This window comes from Streptomyces sp. SCSIO 75703, assembly GCF_036607905.1.
In the GTDB taxonomy this organism is placed as follows: domain Bacteria; phylum Actinomycetota; class Actinomycetes; order Streptomycetales; family Streptomycetaceae; genus Streptomyces.
This window is the reverse complement of sequence record NZ_CP144555.1, coordinates 2,582,582-2,596,961: the sequence shown is the minus strand read 5'-3', so window position 1 is coordinate 2,596,961 and position 14,380 is coordinate 2,582,582. Positions and strand designations below refer to the sequence as shown.

The following is a 14,380-nucleotide window of genomic DNA, read 5'->3' as shown; positions in this document are numbered from 1 at the left end:
GATGCGGCTCCCTGCCTGCTCAAAAGGGGGGACGGTTACTCATCCGTAGAGTAGTGCTGGGCCCCGCGATCGGCAGTGCGGTCTTTCCCACACCTAGGGTGGCTTGCATGACGCCCCGCGATGACTCCGAGCCCTCCCACAGCCGGTGGTCCGACCTGGACCGGCCGCCCCTCAACGCCACCGCCCTGCGCCGTGCCCTGGTGCGCGAGGGCGGACTGTGGCGGCACGTCGACGTCGTGCAGAGCACCGGCTCCACCAACACGGACCTCGCCGCCCGTGCCGCACGGGGCGAGGCGGAGGAGGGCTCCGTCCTGATCGCCGAGGAGCAGACCGCCGCCCGGGGCCGTCTCGACCGGCGGTGGAGCGCACCGCCCCGTTCGGGCCTCTTCTTCTCGGTCGTGCTCCGGCCCGCCGAGGTCCCGGTGGCCCGCTGGGGCTGGCTGCCACTGCTCACCGGGGTCGCGGTGGCGACCGGGCTGTCCCGCGCCGCGGGTGTCGACACGGCCCTGAAGTGGCCCAACGACCTCCTCGTCACCGTCGGCGGCGAGGAGCGCAAGGCCGGCGGCATCCTCGCCGAGCGGGCAGGCGACGACGGTGTGGTCGTCGGTGTCGGCGTCAACGTCAGCCTCCGCGCGTCGGAACTGCCCGTCCCGGGCGCAGGCTCCCTGCGCCTCGCCGGGGCCGGCGGCACCGACCGCGACCCGTTGCTGCGGGCGGTACTGCGGTCCCTGGAGGACTGGTACGTCCGCTGGCGCTCGGCCGGCGGCGATCCTGCGGCCAGCGGCCTCCAGGAGACGTACGCCGCCGGGTGCGCGACCCTCGGCCGCACGGTCCGGGCCGAACTCCCCGGCGACCGGTCCCTGGTCGGCGAGGCGGTCGCCGTGGACGGGGACGGACGCCTGGTTCTCGCCACGGAGCAGGGGGTGCAGGAGCCGGTGGGCGCCGGGGACATCGTCCACCTGCGGCCCGTGTGACGGGCCGGTGTGCCGCCGGGGCGGTGCGTGGCCGTGTGACCGCGTGGCCGGCGGCGGCCGGGCGTCGGTGCGTCCGGATGCCCGGCACCGCGGGGCTCGGTCCGGTGGCTGGCTGCCCGCGGGCCCGGCCTACCGGTGGGTCTGGCTTACGGCCCGGGGGCCGTCCTGCCGGTGGGGTCTGACTTACGGGTGGGGACTGACCTGTCGGTGGGCGGCTGGCCGGGGCTGGTTGCCGGTGGTGCCTCGGGGCGGGTGGGACCGGCCGGGCCGCGGCGTCCGGTGGGCTCGCGCGGGGCGCGTACGCGGGCGGGTGGCGGCCGGTGGGGTGGTTCGTGGTCCGGGGAGGGGCGGGGTGACGCGCCCCCGGCGCGAGCACCGGCATCACACGCCCCCGCCGCGGTACTCCGGTCACCGGGGGCGTTCCCCCGGCGCGGTGTCCGGCTCCGGGGGCGCCCGGGTGGCACGGGCCTGCGCGGACGAGCGCCCCGGTGCCACGGCCGGCGGGTACCGGGCACCGACTCTCGGGAGTGAGCTGCGGCACACCTGACGTAAAGTTGGGGCCGGTCGATACCTGACCGCGGCAGATCGGAAGGGCAGCAGGCGTGACCGTCGACGACACGGGCTCCGGCACGGACGGGGACGGCCGGGTGGATTCCGAGCCCGCCGAACCCGGCGATGACCCGCTAGCGCTCCGACTCGAACAGCTCATCCTCGGCGCCGAGCGCCGCTACACCCCCTTCCAGGCCGCCCGCAGCGCGGGCGTCTCCATGGAACTGGCCTCCCGCTTCTGGCGGGCCATGGGCTTCGCCGACATAGGCCAGGCCAAGGCGCTGACCGAGGCCGACGTCCTCGCCCTGCGGCGGCTGGCCGGTCTGGTGGAGGCCGGGCTGCTCAGCGAGGCCATGGCCGTCCAGGTGGCCCGGTCCACCGGGCAGACGACCGCCCGGTTGGCCGAGTGGCAGATCGATTCCTTCCTGGAGGGGCTGACCGAGCCCCCCGAGCCCGGGATGACGCGCACCGAGGTCACGTACCCGCTGGTGGAGCTGCTGCTGCCGGAACTCCAGGAGTTCCTGGTCTACGTCTGGCGGCGCCAGCTCGCCGCGTCGACCGGGCGCGTCGTCCAGGCCGGCGACGACGAGGAGATGGTCGACCGGCGGCTCGCGGTCGGCTTCGCGGACCTGGTCGGCTTCACGCGCCTCACCCGCCGGATGGAGGAGGAGGAACTCGGCGAACTCGTCGAGGCATTCGAGACCACCGCCGCCGACCTGGTCGCCGCCCGCGGCGGCCGGCTGATCAAGACCCTGGGCGACGAGGTGCTGTACGTCGCCGACGACGCCGGCACCGCCGCCGAGATCGCGCTGCGCCTCATCGAGACGATGGCCAACGACGAGACCATGCCCGAACTGCGGGTCGGCATCGCCTTCGGCACCGTCACCACCCGCATGGGCGACGTCTTCGGCACCACCGTCAACCTCGCCTCCCGCCTCACCTCCATAGCCCCGCGCGACGCACTCCTCGTCGACAGCGCCTTCGCGGAGGAGATCATCCGCACCGGCGACGCCCCCGCCTCCGAGGCGCAGGCGGTCGAGGAGGCCGCGACGGCGGAGAAGGAGGGCGAGGAGGCCCCGGCGTACCGCTTCGGGCTCCAGCCCATGTGGCAGCGTCCGGTCCGTGGCCTCGGCGTGGTCGAGCCCTGGCTCCTGACCCGGCGGTCGCCGCCGCCCGCGTAGGCCCGCACGGTCATCTCCCGCCGCCCAGCAGCCCCAGCAGGTCCACGCAGACCCCGATCAGCGGCACGCACAGCCCGGGAGGCGCCTGGGTCGGCGCCGGGGAGGGCGGCGGAGTACGGCTCGGGGCCGGAGGGTCCGGGGTCGGGCGCGGCACCGCCGGACTCTCCGGCCGGGGCGTGTGGGGCACATGGGGTGCCGTGTCCGGGCCGGGCGTGGCGGGTGCGCCCGCCGTGGCCCGCGGGGCCCGCGGGACCGTCGTCGCGCCCGGGGCGCTCGTACGGGGTGCTGGTGCGCCGGCGGATGGACCGGCCGCCTCCGCTCCGGACGGCCCGGGTATCAGGCCCGGCTCCGGGGACGTGCTCAGCCCGCTCGGGGCCGATGTCGCCGACGGGCTCGCCCCGGGTGGCGCGGCGGTGCTCGCGGCTGCGGGCGTGGACCGCTCCGGCGCCGTCCCCGCCGTCTCGCCGTTCTCCACCCGCGGCCCCGCCTCGGTGCCGTACGCGTCGGCCCCGCCGGTACCCGGATCCGGTACCAGCCGCCCGAAGCTCAGGGCGCCGGCCACCAGGACCAGGCATCCCGCCAGCAGCACCGCCTTGCGCGGACGCGGCCTGCGGTGGCGCCCCCTGCGGAGCCACGGGCCCCGCGGCGGTGGTGTCGTGGGTGTGTCCGTCTTCGTCATGTTCCCTCCCCGGTGCGCACGCGCCCCCCTTTGCGCCGTGGCGGGGCGGACGCTACGCGCTCGACCGGGGCGGCACGCGGCAGTCGACCGGATGTCACTCGAACGGGTAAGCGGGGTGAAGGGTGCGGGGTGAGCGGAGCACGGGACGAGAGATGAGACGAGTGAGCGGAGTGCGGGGCGAGAGATGAGACGAGTGAGCGGAGTGTGGGGCGAGAGATGAGACGAGTGAGCGGAGTGTGGGACGAGAGACGAGACGAGTGAGCGGAGTGTGGGACGAGAGACGAGACGTGTGAGCGGAGTGCGGGGCGGGTGGGGCGGGGGCGTCCGGCCTTTTCCCCGGCGGTCCGGCCTGCGATGATCGGGACCGGTCCATCTGTTAACCCGCGTTAACCGGGAGGGTGTCATGAGCGAGGAGCGCTTCGGGGAGTTCGTCCTGGTGCGGAGGGACGGGGAGGGCCATGTCGCGGAACTCGCCCTCGACCGGCCCCGTGCCATGAACGCCGTCTCCACCGCCATGGCCCGCTCCCTCAGCGAGGCGTGCGCGACCCTGGGGGCCGACCCGGACGTCCGGGTGGTCGTGCTGACCTCGACGCACGAGCGGGCCTTCTGCGTCGGCGCCGACCTCAAGGAGCGCAACTCCTTCACCGACGCCGACCTGCTGCGCCAGCGGCCCGTCACGCGCGGCGCCTACACCGCCGTACTGGACCTCCCGGTGCCCACCGTGGCGGCGGTGCACGGCTTCGCCCTGGGCGGCGGCTTCGAACTGGCGCTCTCCTGCGATGTGATCGTCGCCGACCCCACGGCGGTCGTCGGGCTGCCGGAGGTCTCCGTCGGCGTGATCCCGGGAGGCGGCGGTACGCAGCTCCTGCCGCGCCGGGTGGGCGCCGCGCGCGCCGCCGAGCTGGTCTTCACGGCGCGGCGCGTGGAGGCCGCCGAGGCCCGCGAACTGGGGCTGGTGGACATCCTCGCCGACACCGGGCGCGACCGGGACGAGGCCCTGGCCCTGGCCTCCCGCATCGCCGCCAACTCGCCCGTCGGCCTCCGCGCCGCCAAGCGCGCCCTGCGCCTGGGGCACGGGCTCGACCTGCGGGCCGGGCTGGAGGTCGAGGACGCGGCATGGCGGACGGTGGCGTTCTCGGGGGACCGGGCGGAGGGCGTCGCCGCGTTCAACGAGAAGCGCGCGCCCCGGTGGCCGGGGGAGTGACGGGCGGGGCGCCGGCGCGGTGCCGGGACGCCGGGTGTGCGGGCCGCCGCCGGCCCGGTGAGAGGGGCCGGGGACGGTGAGCTCGGCGGGTGCCGTCGAGGGCTCCCGGTTTCACCCACGTCAATGTCCTTGTTCGTGCCGATTGTCCCTAGCCTGGAGGGATGGGTGAGGACAGGCGGCTCGCGGCCGTCGTGGCGTTGGCACAGGGCATGGCCGCCGCACACAGCCTGCACGAGGCGTGGCGGGCGGCGGCCATCGGCGCGTGCCGCGCGCTCGGCGGCGGCTTCGCGGCGCTGTCCGTGTGGGAACGCGAACTCGGCAGGCTCCGCGTCCTCGTGAACGTCGGCGACCGTGCCGAGGACGAGGAGGAGTTCCCCGAGGCCGAGTCCTATCCCGTCCACCAGTTCGCGGAGATCACCGAGTTCCTGCACGAACGCTGGGCCGGCGGCGTCGAACCCGGCGCCTGGGTCGAGACGGCCGAGGGCCCGGCCGCCGGCCGCCCCGGCTACGTCCACCAGCGCGTCGCCGCCCTGCGCCGCAGGGGACGCGCCTGCTGCGTCGTCGCCCCGATCGTCCTGCACGGCCGTGCCTGGGGCGAGCTGTACGTGGCCCGGCCGGTGGGCGACCCGCTCTTCGGCCGTGCCGACGCCGACTTCGCCACCGTCCTGGCGTCGGTGGTGGCCGCCGGGATCGCCCAGACCGAGCGCCTGGAGGAGGCCCGGCGGCTCGCCTTCACCGACTCCCTCACCGGGCTCGCCAACCGGCGTGCCGTCGACACCCGGCTCGACGAGGCCATCGAACGGCACCGCCGGGAGGGTGTCGTCGTCAGCCTCGTCGTCTGTGACCTCAACGGGCTCAAGCGGGTCAACGACACCCACGGGCATGCCGTCGGCGACCGGCTGCTGGAACGTTTCGGTTCGGTGCTCTCCCTGTGCGGCGCGATGCTGCCGGGCGCGCTCGCCGCGCGGCTCGGCGGCGACGAGTTCTGCCTCCTCGCGGTCGGCCCGCCCGCCGACGACGTGGTCAAGGCGGCCGGGGAACTGTGCCGCCGCGCCTCCGAACTCGACCTCGGCGACGGGGTGGCCTGCGGGGTCGCCTCCACCGAGGACGCCGTCGGACAGATCCGCTCCGGCCGCCGGCTCTTCCGGCTCGCCGACGCCGCCCAGTACCGGGCCAAGGCCGAGCGGGCCACCCGCCCGGTCGTCGCCGGCCGCGAGGGGCCCGCCGACCCCGTCGTACGGCTCGCGGACGAGCCGGCCCGGGGGGACGACGGGGAGCGCCGCCGGTTCCGGGGGAGGCATGCGCCGTAGGGGTGTGGGTGGGGGAGTGTGGGCGGGGGCTTGGGCGGGTGGGGTGAGGTGGGGGAGTGTGTGGCGGGCGGGTGAGGGGCGGCGGGGCTTGGGCGGGTCGGGGGTACGTGAGGGGCGCACTGTCGGCGTGGCGTGTCGGTTGGCGTGGTGTGTGCGGCGCGCGGGGGTGGGCGTGTCTCGTGCGGTGCGGCGTTCGGCGTGCCCGGGTGGGTGTGTCGGGTGCGGGGGTGCGTCTGACGCGCGGGGCGGGGTGCCGGGTGCCGTGGGGCGTATGACGTGCGCGGTCGGCGTGTTGTGCACCCTTGGTGCGTCCGACTCGCCGTGTCGGCGTGTCCTCGGCCCGTGGTGCGTGTGACTCGCCGTGTGGGTGTGTCCCTTGCCGTAGTGCGTTCGCCGCGCCGTGCGGGCGTGTCGTATGTCTCGGTGCGCGCGCCGCGCCCGGTCGGCGTGTCTTCCGCTCTGGTGCGTACGCCATGCCGCTCCGGGCGTGCCGCCCCCTGATGCGTCGTCCGACACGCCACACCGGGCGAGTCCCGTGCGGCGGTGCGCTCGACTCGCCGAGTGGGTGTGTCGCGCGTACTGGGGCTCGTGCCGTGCCGGTCGGGCGTGTCCCTTTCCACCGGCGTGGGCTCGACTCGCCGAGTGGGCGTGTCGCACGCTCTGGGGCCCGTGCCGTGCCGGTCCGGTGTGTCCCTCTCCCGCCGACGTGCGCTCGACTCGCTGAGCCGGCGTGTCCCACGCACTGGGGCTCACGCCGCGCCCATCCGGCGTGTCCCTCCCCACCAGCGTGCACCCAACCCGCCGACCCGGCGTGCCCCCACCCCAACGCACCCACCCCCACCCAGGGCATGTAGCCCCACCGCGCCGCCCCCCACCCGACCCCCTCGCACCCCACACCCCACTTCGCCACATCACACCGCCCCCGCCCCGCCGCACGCCCGCCACCCCGCACCTCGCCACTCGCGCACCCGCATCACCCACCCCGCCCCCGGGGAAGCCGCCCCCCACATCCAGTGGTGACATCAGGGAATTCACTGCGTACGCTCCTGAATATGGATATGCACACTGTGGTGGTGGGGACCTCCGGCGTCACCGGGGCCGATGTCCTCGCCGTGGCGCGGCACGGCGCCCGGGTCGAGCTTTCCGAGGAGGCGGTCGCCGCCCTGACCGCGGCCCGCGAGATCGTGGACGCGCTGGCCGCCAAGCCGGACCCCGTGTACGGCGTGAGCACCGGTTTCGGCGCCCTGGCGACCCGGCACATCGGCCCGGAGCTGCGAGGCCGGCTCCAGCGCAACATCGTCCGTTCGCACGCGGCCGGGATGGGTCCGCGGGTCGAGCGGGAGGTCGTCCGCGCCCTGATGTTCCTGCGGCTGAAGACGGTCTGTTCCGGGCACACCGGCGTTCGCCCCGAGGTCGCGCGGACCATGGCGGACGTGCTCAACGCCGGGATCACGCCGCTGGTGCACGAGTACGGTTCCCTCGGCTGCTCCGGAGACCTCGCGCCGCTGTCGCACTGCGCGCTGACCCTCATGGGGGAGGGGGACGCCGAGGGCCCGGACGGCACCGTGCGCCCGGCCGGCGAACTCCTCGCCGACCACGGCATCCGGCCCGTCGAGCTGCGGGAGAAGGAGGGGCTCGCCCTCCTCAACGGCACCGACGGCATGCTGGGCATGCTGGTCATGGCCCTCGCCGACCTGGACACGCTGTACAAGTCCGCCGACGTCACCGCCGCGCTCTCGCTGGAGGCGCTGCTCGGCACCGACCGTGTCCTCGCCCCCGAACTGCACGCCATCCGGCCGCACCCCGGGCAGGCCGACAGCGCCGCCAACATGCTCGCGGTGCTCAAGGGCTCGGGACTGACCGGCCACCACCAGGACGACGCGCCCCGCGTGCAGGACGCCTACTCGGTGCGCTGCGCCCCGCAGGTCGCGGGCGCCGGCCGGGACACCCTCGCCCACGCGCGCCTGGTCGCCGAACGCGAACTGGCGGCGGCCGTCGACAACCCCCTCGTCCTGCCCGACGGCGACGGGACCGCCCTCGGCGCCGGGGGCGGCCGGGTGGAGTCCAACGGCAACTTCCACGGCGCTCCGGTCGCCTACGCGCTGGACTTCCTCGCCATCGCGGTCGCGGACCTGGCCTCCATCGCCGAGCGGCGTACCGACCGGCTGCTGGACAGGAACCGGAGCCACGGGCTGCCGCCGTTCCTCGCCGACGACGCCGGGGTCGACTCCGGGCTGATGATCGCCCAGTACACGCAGGCGGCGCTGGTGAGCGAGCTGAAGCGGCTCGCGGTGCCCGCGTCGGTGGACTCGATCCCGTCCTCCGCGATGCAGGAGGACCACGTCTCGATGGGCTGGTCGGCGGCGCGCAAGCTGCGGACGGCCGTCGACAACCTGACCCGGGTGATCGCCGTCGAGCTGTACGCGGCGACGCGGGCGATCGCGCTGCGCGAGGGGCTGACGCCGGGGCCGGCCGGGCGGGCGGTCGTCGACGCCGTACGGGCGGCCGGCATCGAGGGACCGGGGCCGGACCGGTTCCTGGCGCCGGATCTCGCGGCGGCGGAGGCGTTCGTCCGGGAGGGCCGGGTGGTCGAGGCCGTGGAGACGGTCACCGGTCCGCTGCGCTGACGTGCGCCGGGTCCGCCGGGCCCCGTCCCGCGAGGCGGGGCCCGCCCGGCCGCCGTACGGAGCCCAGGCGCCACGGCAACCGCCTCCGTCGGCCGGTACGGCCCACCGGGGCGGGGGCGTCCCGGACCCCCCACCCGGGACGGTCAAGAAAGGCAAAAGAACGTCAAGTGTTCGTCAAGGCGCCGCGACCGCTCAGTAGTCGAGGCGTTCCCGTCGCACCGAGTACGTGACGAAACCGGCGCCGAGACCCAGACAGAGCACGCCGCCGACGACATAGGGCGTGCTGTCGAAGCTGCCGGTGTCGGCGAGGCGGACCGAGGCGGCGTCCGTGCCGGTGGACGCGATCCTGGCCTGCTCGGTGACCTGCGGGGACGGGCTCGCGGAGACGGCCTCGTCGGCAACCGTCTCGGGTGTCGCGTTGGCGGACGGCACGAACCACAGGGCGCACAGCAGACCGCCCGCGGCGGCGGCGGTCAGCAACGGACGGCGAGCGGATGACACGGAATATCGATCCCCTTGTGGCGCTGGCGAATTGGCCGTGAGGCTGATGGTAATGAACCGCGCGGATCACAGGATAGTCACGGAAGGCCGAGCCAGGTACCCCCCTGGGGGGACTGGTCCGGGTGTGTGAGGGTATGCCCCGTTTCGCTCGGGCCGACTCGGGGCCCCGCCCCGACCGGGTCGCGCCACGCCGAGCATGATGGCGAAGCATACGGACCGGAAAGCCCGGTGGCGGCCGTCTCCTGACGCCGCGTGGGAAAAAGGTGACCTCGGGGCGGCAACCGCCACCGTGGTTTTCACCGTCTCAAGGGGCGCTGCGGCTGCTTCCTCCACCACGGCGTTCCGCGTGGCCCGACCGGCGGTGAACGTGTCGTGGGCCACATCGGGCGGCCCTGTGGAACGGGACGAACCGGTCGTAGCGTTGGAAGTCTTGACGGGGGCTCTCGGTGTTCGGGAAGCGGCGACGATGGAGAAGCGTGTGATGACGGACGGTAAGCGGCGCAAGGGCCTGGCGGCCGCGTCCGCTCTGCTCGGCGGTGTGCTGGTGCTCTCGGCATGTTCCAGCGGCGACGCCGGCACCTCCGGGGGCGGGGACGGGAAGTCTTCTCAGGCACAGGTCGACGAGGCGGCGGCGAAGAAGACCTCCGAGGCCCAGATAAAGATCACGCCGGGGGACGGTTCGAGCAACGCGTCGATCAACAACTCCGCCGCCGTCACCGTGAGCAAGGGCACCCTCACCGACGTGAAGATGACCACCTCCGAGGGCAAGGAGGTGAGCGGTGAGATATCCGCCGACAAGACGAGCTGGAAGCCCACCGGCCAACTGGAGCGCGCCACCACCTACAAGCTGACGGCGACCGCACAGGACTCCGAGGGCCGCGCCGCCCACGAGAACGCCTCCTTCACCACGGTCTCCCCGAAGAACAGCTTCATCGGCACCTTCACCCCGGACGACGGCACCACGGTCGGCGTGGGCATGCCGGTGTCGATCAACTTCGACAAGGCGATCAGCGACAAGGCCGCCGTGCAGAGGGGCATCACGGTCAGCACCAGCAGCGGCCAGGAGGTCGCCTGCCACTGGTTCAACGCCAACCGGATGGACTGCCGCCCCGAGGACTACTGGCAGGGCGGTTCGACCGTCACCCTCAAGCTGGCGCTGGACGGCGTCGAGGGCGCCCCGGGCGTCTACGGCGTCCAGCAGAAGACGGTCACCTTCACCATCGGACGCAACCAGGTCTCGTACGTGGACGCGAAGACCAAGCAGATGAGGGTCACGCGGGACGGCAAGACCGTCAAGACCATCCCGATCTCCGCCGGATCCCCCGAGAACAAGACCTACGAGGGGCAGATGGTGATCTCCGAGAAGTTCAAGGAGACCCGGATGAACGGCGCCACCGTCGGCTTCACCGACGACGACGGCCAGGGCGAGTACGACATCAAGGACGTGCCCCACGCCATGCGCCTGAGCACCTCCGGCACCTTCATCCACGGCAACTACTGGGGCGCCAAGTCCATCTTCGGCGGCGCCAACACCAGCCACGGCTGCGTGGGCCTCTCCGACACCAAGGGCGCCAACGACCCGAACACACCGGGCGCCTGGTTCTACGACAACTCCATGGTCGGCGACGTCGTCGTCGTGCAGAACACCGGCGACAAGACCATCGCCCCGGACAACGGCCTCAACGGCTGGAACATGGACTGGGCCCAGTGGAAGGCCGGTTCGGCCCTCTGACACCCGACGGCCCCTGGCGCGGGGGCCGTTGACAAACCGCGCTGTGACGCCCGCCCCCCTCGATCCGAGGGGCGGCGGGCGTCCGCCGTCCGGTCGCGACCGGCTTCTCATCGTTCTCTTATGACGGCCTTACGGCACCATCACACGGCGTCCCTACCGTGCGGCCATGTTCTTCACGTACCTGAGGCGCGAGCTGCGCCGCCGCCGGAAGGCGGCCCTCGTCGTCGCCTCCGGCCTCGCCCTGGGCATCGCGCTGGTCATCGTCGTCGACGCGGTCTCCGCGGGCATGAACAAGGCGCAGGACCGGGTCCTCCGGTCGCTCTACGGACTCGGCACCGACATGACCGTCACCAAGGCCGCGTCCGCGCCCACCCCCTCCGACCGGCCGCGGTTCCGCTTCGACGCGCAGGAGGACGGCGACGACGCCGAGCAGAGCACCGACCAGGTCATGGTCCAGGGCTTCCAGACGCTCGCCGCCACCACCGTCGACAAGGTCGCCGCACAGAGCGGCGTCGCGGACGCGGTGGGCGGGCTGAGCCTCCAAGTCGTCAAGGTTCAGCGGCGAGTTCACCCGCGGCCGGTTCCAGCAGGGCGGCCCCGGCGGGACGGAACAGGGCGACTCCGGCGGCCGGCCGGGCGGACCCGGGACGCGCGTCGAGGGCGGCGGCGCCGACTTCGACGTCGACAGCCACACCGTCTACGGCACCGACGTCACCCACCCCGGACTGGGCCCGCTCACCTCCTCCGCACTCACCGACGGGCGCACCTTCACGGCGTCGGAGACCGATGCGGCCGTCGCCGTGGCCGACGCGGCGTACGCACAGAGGAAGGGACTGGAGACCGGCGACAAGGTCACCGTCAAGGGCACCGAGTTCACCCTCGTCGGCATCGTCACCGCCGACAGCGGCGACGCGGCGGCCGACCTCTACATCCCGCTGAGCCGGGCGCAGACCCTCGCCGACGCCAAGGACAAGATCACCACGATCTACGTCAAGGCCACCGACTCCCAGCACATCGACGGCGTCAAGGCCGCCATCCGGAAGAACGTCCCCGGCACCACCGTCACCACCTCCGCCGACCTCGCCGAGACCGTCTCCGGCTCCCTGTCCACCGCGTCCTCGCTCGCCGGGGGTGTCGGCCGGTGGCTGTCCGGCCTGGTCCTCGCCACCGCCTTCCTCGTCGCCGGACTCCTCACCTCCTCGGCCGTCTCCCGCAGGGTGCGCGAGTTCGGCACGCTCAAGGCGCTCGGCTGGCGCTCGCGCCGGGTCACCGGCCAGGTGGTCGGCGAGGCCGTCGTCAGCGGACTGACCGGCGGCGCCCTCGGCATCGCGCTCGGCCTGGCGGGCGCCTACGCCGTCACCGCCGTCAGCCCCACCCTCCAGGCGCGGCTCGGCGCCGGCTCGGGCGGCGACCGGGGTGGGCCCGGCTCCTTCGGCGGCGGTGGCGGATTCGCCGGGGCCGGCCCGCGGGCCGCCGACCAGACCCTGGACGTCGCGCTCACCGCCCCCGTCAGCGTGACCACCATCGGCCTCGCGGTCGGCCTCGCGGTCGCCGGCGGACTCGTCGCGGGCGCCTTCGGCGGCTGGCGGGCCTCCCGGCTGCGCCCCGCGGACGCCCTGCGGCGCGTCACGTAGCCGCCCCCGCGGGCCGCGCGCCCGCACGGCCGCACCCGCACCGGCCGGCCCCACGCGCGCCGGCCCGCACCACCCCCACCTCTCCCAGGAGTTGCACCATGTACGAACTCACCGGCGTCTCCAAGCACCACACCCGCGGCAAGGACACCGTGCGCGCCCTCGACGAGGTCGACCTCACCATCGCCGACGGCGACCGGCTGGTCATCCAGGGCCCCACCGGCGGCGGCAAGTCCACGCTGCTGCAGATGCTGGGAGCCCTGGACCGCCCCACCTCCGGGCGCGTCGTCCTCGACGGCACCGACCTGGCCGCCCTGCCCGAGGCCCGGCTGACCCGGGTGCGCGGCGAGAACATCGGCTTTGTCTTCCAGTCCTTCAACCTCATCCCCACCCTCACCGCGCGGGAGAACGTCGAGACCGCCCTCGTCCCGCTCGGCGTGAAGGCCGGGCAGCGCCGCGAACGCGCCGCCGAGGCACTGGCCTCCGTCGGCCTCGCCGAACGGCACGGCCACCTGCCCGCCGAGATGTCCGGCGGCCAGCAGCAGCGTGTCGCCATCGCCCGCGCCCTGGTCAAGCGGCCCAAGGTGCTGCTCGCCGACGAACCCACCGGCAACCTCGACGAGTCCACCCGCGACGAGATCATGGACGTGCTCGACCGGCTGTGGAAGGAACTGGGCCTGACCTTCGTCATGGTCACCCACGACTCCGCCCTCGCCCGGCAGGCCCCCCGCCTGGCGACCCTCCGCGAGGGCCGCATCACCGTACGGGAGAACGCCGCCACCTGACGGGCCGTCCGGCCGGGCCCCCGTCCGCCAGGCCGAGGCGGTACGGCGGCAGGCGGCCCCCGGGCTCAGCCCGCCAGGGTCGCGGGGCTGCCGCCGTTCGCCTCGTACCCCGCCACCGCCATGGCGCGGTGCAGCGCGAACTCCGACGCCGGGTCCGGCGACAGGGTCCACGGCAGGGCACCGACGTGGCCGTCGACGGCCACTATCTGGTGCATGGCCTCCGCCCACCGCTCCGCGCGCACGAGGAAGAAGATCAGCAGATGGCGCACGTGCGCCTGCATCGGGTCGTCCGGCCGCGCCGAGTGCACCGCGTGCAGCGCGCCGTGCATCGCCCGGGAGACGACCTCGCTCTGGTAGAAACCGCGGACCAGCGTGAGGTCCGGCAGGTGCTCGAAGACCGCGAAGAGCGGCAGCGCCGCCAGCAGCGAACCCCGCGGCGCCCGCGCCGCCGCGGCCTCCGCGAACGAGTACGCCAGCTCGCGCGAGCCGTGCCACTTCTCGCACCAGTAGTGCAGGGCGGCCAGGTGCGCGCCCATGTGCTCCGGGGCGCGGTCCAGGATCTTCAGCCAGAGCTGCTCGAACTCCGCCCGCGGATACCCGAGCCCCCGGGCCACCGACAGCTCCACGATGTACGGGATCGGGTCGCCCGGAGCCAGCAGCGCGGCCGTCCCGCAGGCGGACCTCGCCTCCTCCATGATGATCCGGAACTCGTCCGTGCCCGGCGTCGCCGTCCGCCACGCCTGCTGCACCAGGAACTCGGCGTGCACCGCCGCGCCGCCGGCGTCCTTCGGCTGCTCGGCCCGCCACACCCGCAGCCACTGCCCGCCCGGCGTCTCGCCCGCCCCGCCCGGCCGCTGCCGCAGCTCCAGCGAGGCCGCCCCCGCGAACGCCTGGACGCGCTGCCAGCGCCGCTCGCCCTCCCGCTCCGTGCCCGCGAGGAGCTGCTGCGCCGCCCGGTGGTCCTGGGTGCGCTGCACCAGGTCCAGGACGTCCAGGAGGTCCTGGTCCGGCCCCGGCATGCGGATGTCCAGCTCCTCCTCACGGGCGAAGCCGTACGTCGCGGGGTCCGCGGCGTCCGGGTGGCCCGGCGCGACCAGCCCGACCGCCCCGCGCCGGCGCCGCAGGAGCGGGAGCAGCACGAACCCGAACAGGACCGCCGCCATCAGGACCCAGAGAATCTCCATGCCACCAAGCGAACCAGACGCCG

9 protein-coding genes and 1 pseudogene are annotated in these 14,380 nt (G+C 74.3%); 8 read left to right on the top strand and 2 right to left on the bottom strand.

Annotation, left to right across the window (positions count from 1 at the left end):
• Positions 1-107: 107 nt before the first annotated feature.
• From VM636_RS11165 to hutH, 5 genes are all read left to right on the top strand, one after another.
• Positions 108-974 (top strand): biotin--[acetyl-CoA-carboxylase] ligase, encoded by an 867-nt coding sequence (locus tag VM636_RS11165; RefSeq protein ID WP_053914445.1) that lies wholly within the window; start codon positions 108-110, stop codon positions 972-974.
• Positions 975-1,576: 602 nt separating this feature from the next.
• Positions 1,577-2,704 (top strand): adenylate/guanylate cyclase domain-containing protein, encoded by a 1,128-nt coding sequence (locus VM636_RS11160; RefSeq protein WP_030423400.1) that lies wholly within the window; start codon positions 1,577-1,579, stop codon positions 2,702-2,704.
• A 1,082-nt stretch (positions 2,705-3,786) separates the two neighbouring features.
• On the top strand, positions 3,787-4,587 hold the full coding sequence (locus tag VM636_RS11155) for an enoyl-CoA hydratase-related protein (protein ID WP_053914446.1): 801 nt from the start codon (positions 3,787-3,789) through the stop codon (positions 4,585-4,587).
• Between the two features lie 161 nt (positions 4,588-4,748).
• Entirely contained in the window at positions 4,749-5,897 is a 1,149-nt protein-coding gene (locus tag VM636_RS11150; RefSeq protein ID WP_053914447.1) for a diguanylate cyclase, read from the top strand.
• Between the two features lie 1,058 nt (positions 5,898-6,955).
• The gene (hutH, locus tag VM636_RS11145) at positions 6,956-8,524 is read left to right on the top strand and encodes a histidine ammonia-lyase (RefSeq protein ID WP_053914448.1); all 1,569 of its coding nucleotides are present in this window, start codon (positions 6,956-6,958) and stop codon (positions 8,522-8,524) included.
• A 192-nt stretch (positions 8,525-8,716) separates the two neighbouring features.
• On the opposite strand, the gene VM636_RS11140 is transcribed toward hutH, so the two are convergent.
• Positions 8,717-9,025, bottom strand: a complete 309-nt coding sequence (locus tag VM636_RS11140) for a hypothetical protein (protein WP_030422793.1) — start codon at positions 9,023-9,025, stop codon at positions 8,717-8,719.
• Between the two features lie 481 nt (positions 9,026-9,506).
• Here VM636_RS11140 and VM636_RS11135 point away from each other — a divergent pair, with 481 nt between their 5' ends.
• From VM636_RS11135 to VM636_RS11125, 3 genes and pseudogenes are all read left to right on the top strand, one after another.
• On the top strand, positions 9,507-10,757 hold the full coding sequence (locus tag VM636_RS11135) for an Ig-like domain-containing protein (RefSeq protein ID WP_030422792.1): 1,251 nt from the start codon (positions 9,507-9,509) through the stop codon (positions 10,755-10,757).
• Positions 10,758-10,923: 166 nt separating this feature from the next.
• Positions 10,924-12,391, top strand: a pseudogene (locus VM636_RS11130) (ABC transporter permease).
• Positions 12,392-12,489: 98 nt separating this feature from the next.
• Entirely contained in the window at positions 12,490-13,173 is a 684-nt protein-coding gene (locus VM636_RS11125; RefSeq protein ID WP_053914450.1) for an ABC transporter ATP-binding protein, read from the top strand.
• Positions 13,174-13,238: 65 nt separating this feature from the next.
• Here VM636_RS11125 and VM636_RS11120 read toward each other — a convergent pair whose 3' ends face one another.
• Positions 13,239-14,357 (bottom strand): hypothetical protein, encoded by a 1,119-nt coding sequence (locus VM636_RS11120; protein ID WP_030422789.1) that lies wholly within the window; start codon positions 14,355-14,357, stop codon positions 13,239-13,241.
• Positions 14,358-14,380: the final 23 nt, after the last annotated feature.

Bases quoted from the DNA above. Each gene is read 5' to 3' on its own strand.
- VM636_RS11165 (WP_053914445.1), top strand. From the start codon at position 108: ATGACGCCCCGCGATGACTCCGAGCCCTCCCACAGCCGGTGGTCCGAC.
- VM636_RS11155 (WP_053914446.1), top strand. From the start codon at position 3,787: ATGAGCGAGGAGCGCTTCGGGGAGTTCGTCCTGGTGCGGAGGGACGGG.
- VM636_RS11150 (WP_053914447.1), top strand. From the start codon at position 4,749: ATGGGTGAGGACAGGCGGCTCGCGGCCGTCGTGGCGTTGGCACAGGGC.
- hutH (WP_053914448.1), top strand. From the start codon at position 6,956: ATGCACACTGTGGTGGTGGGGACCTCCGGCGTCACCGGGGCCGATGTC.
- VM636_RS11135 (WP_030422792.1), top strand. From the start codon at position 9,507: ATGACGGACGGTAAGCGGCGCAAGGGCCTGGCGGCCGCGTCCGCTCTG.
- VM636_RS11125 (WP_053914450.1), top strand. From the start codon at position 12,490: ATGTACGAACTCACCGGCGTCTCCAAGCACCACACCCGCGGCAAGGAC.
- VM636_RS11120 (WP_030422789.1), bottom strand. From the start codon at position 14,357: ATGGAGATTCTCTGGGTCCTGATGGCGGCGGTCCTGTTCGGGTTCGTG.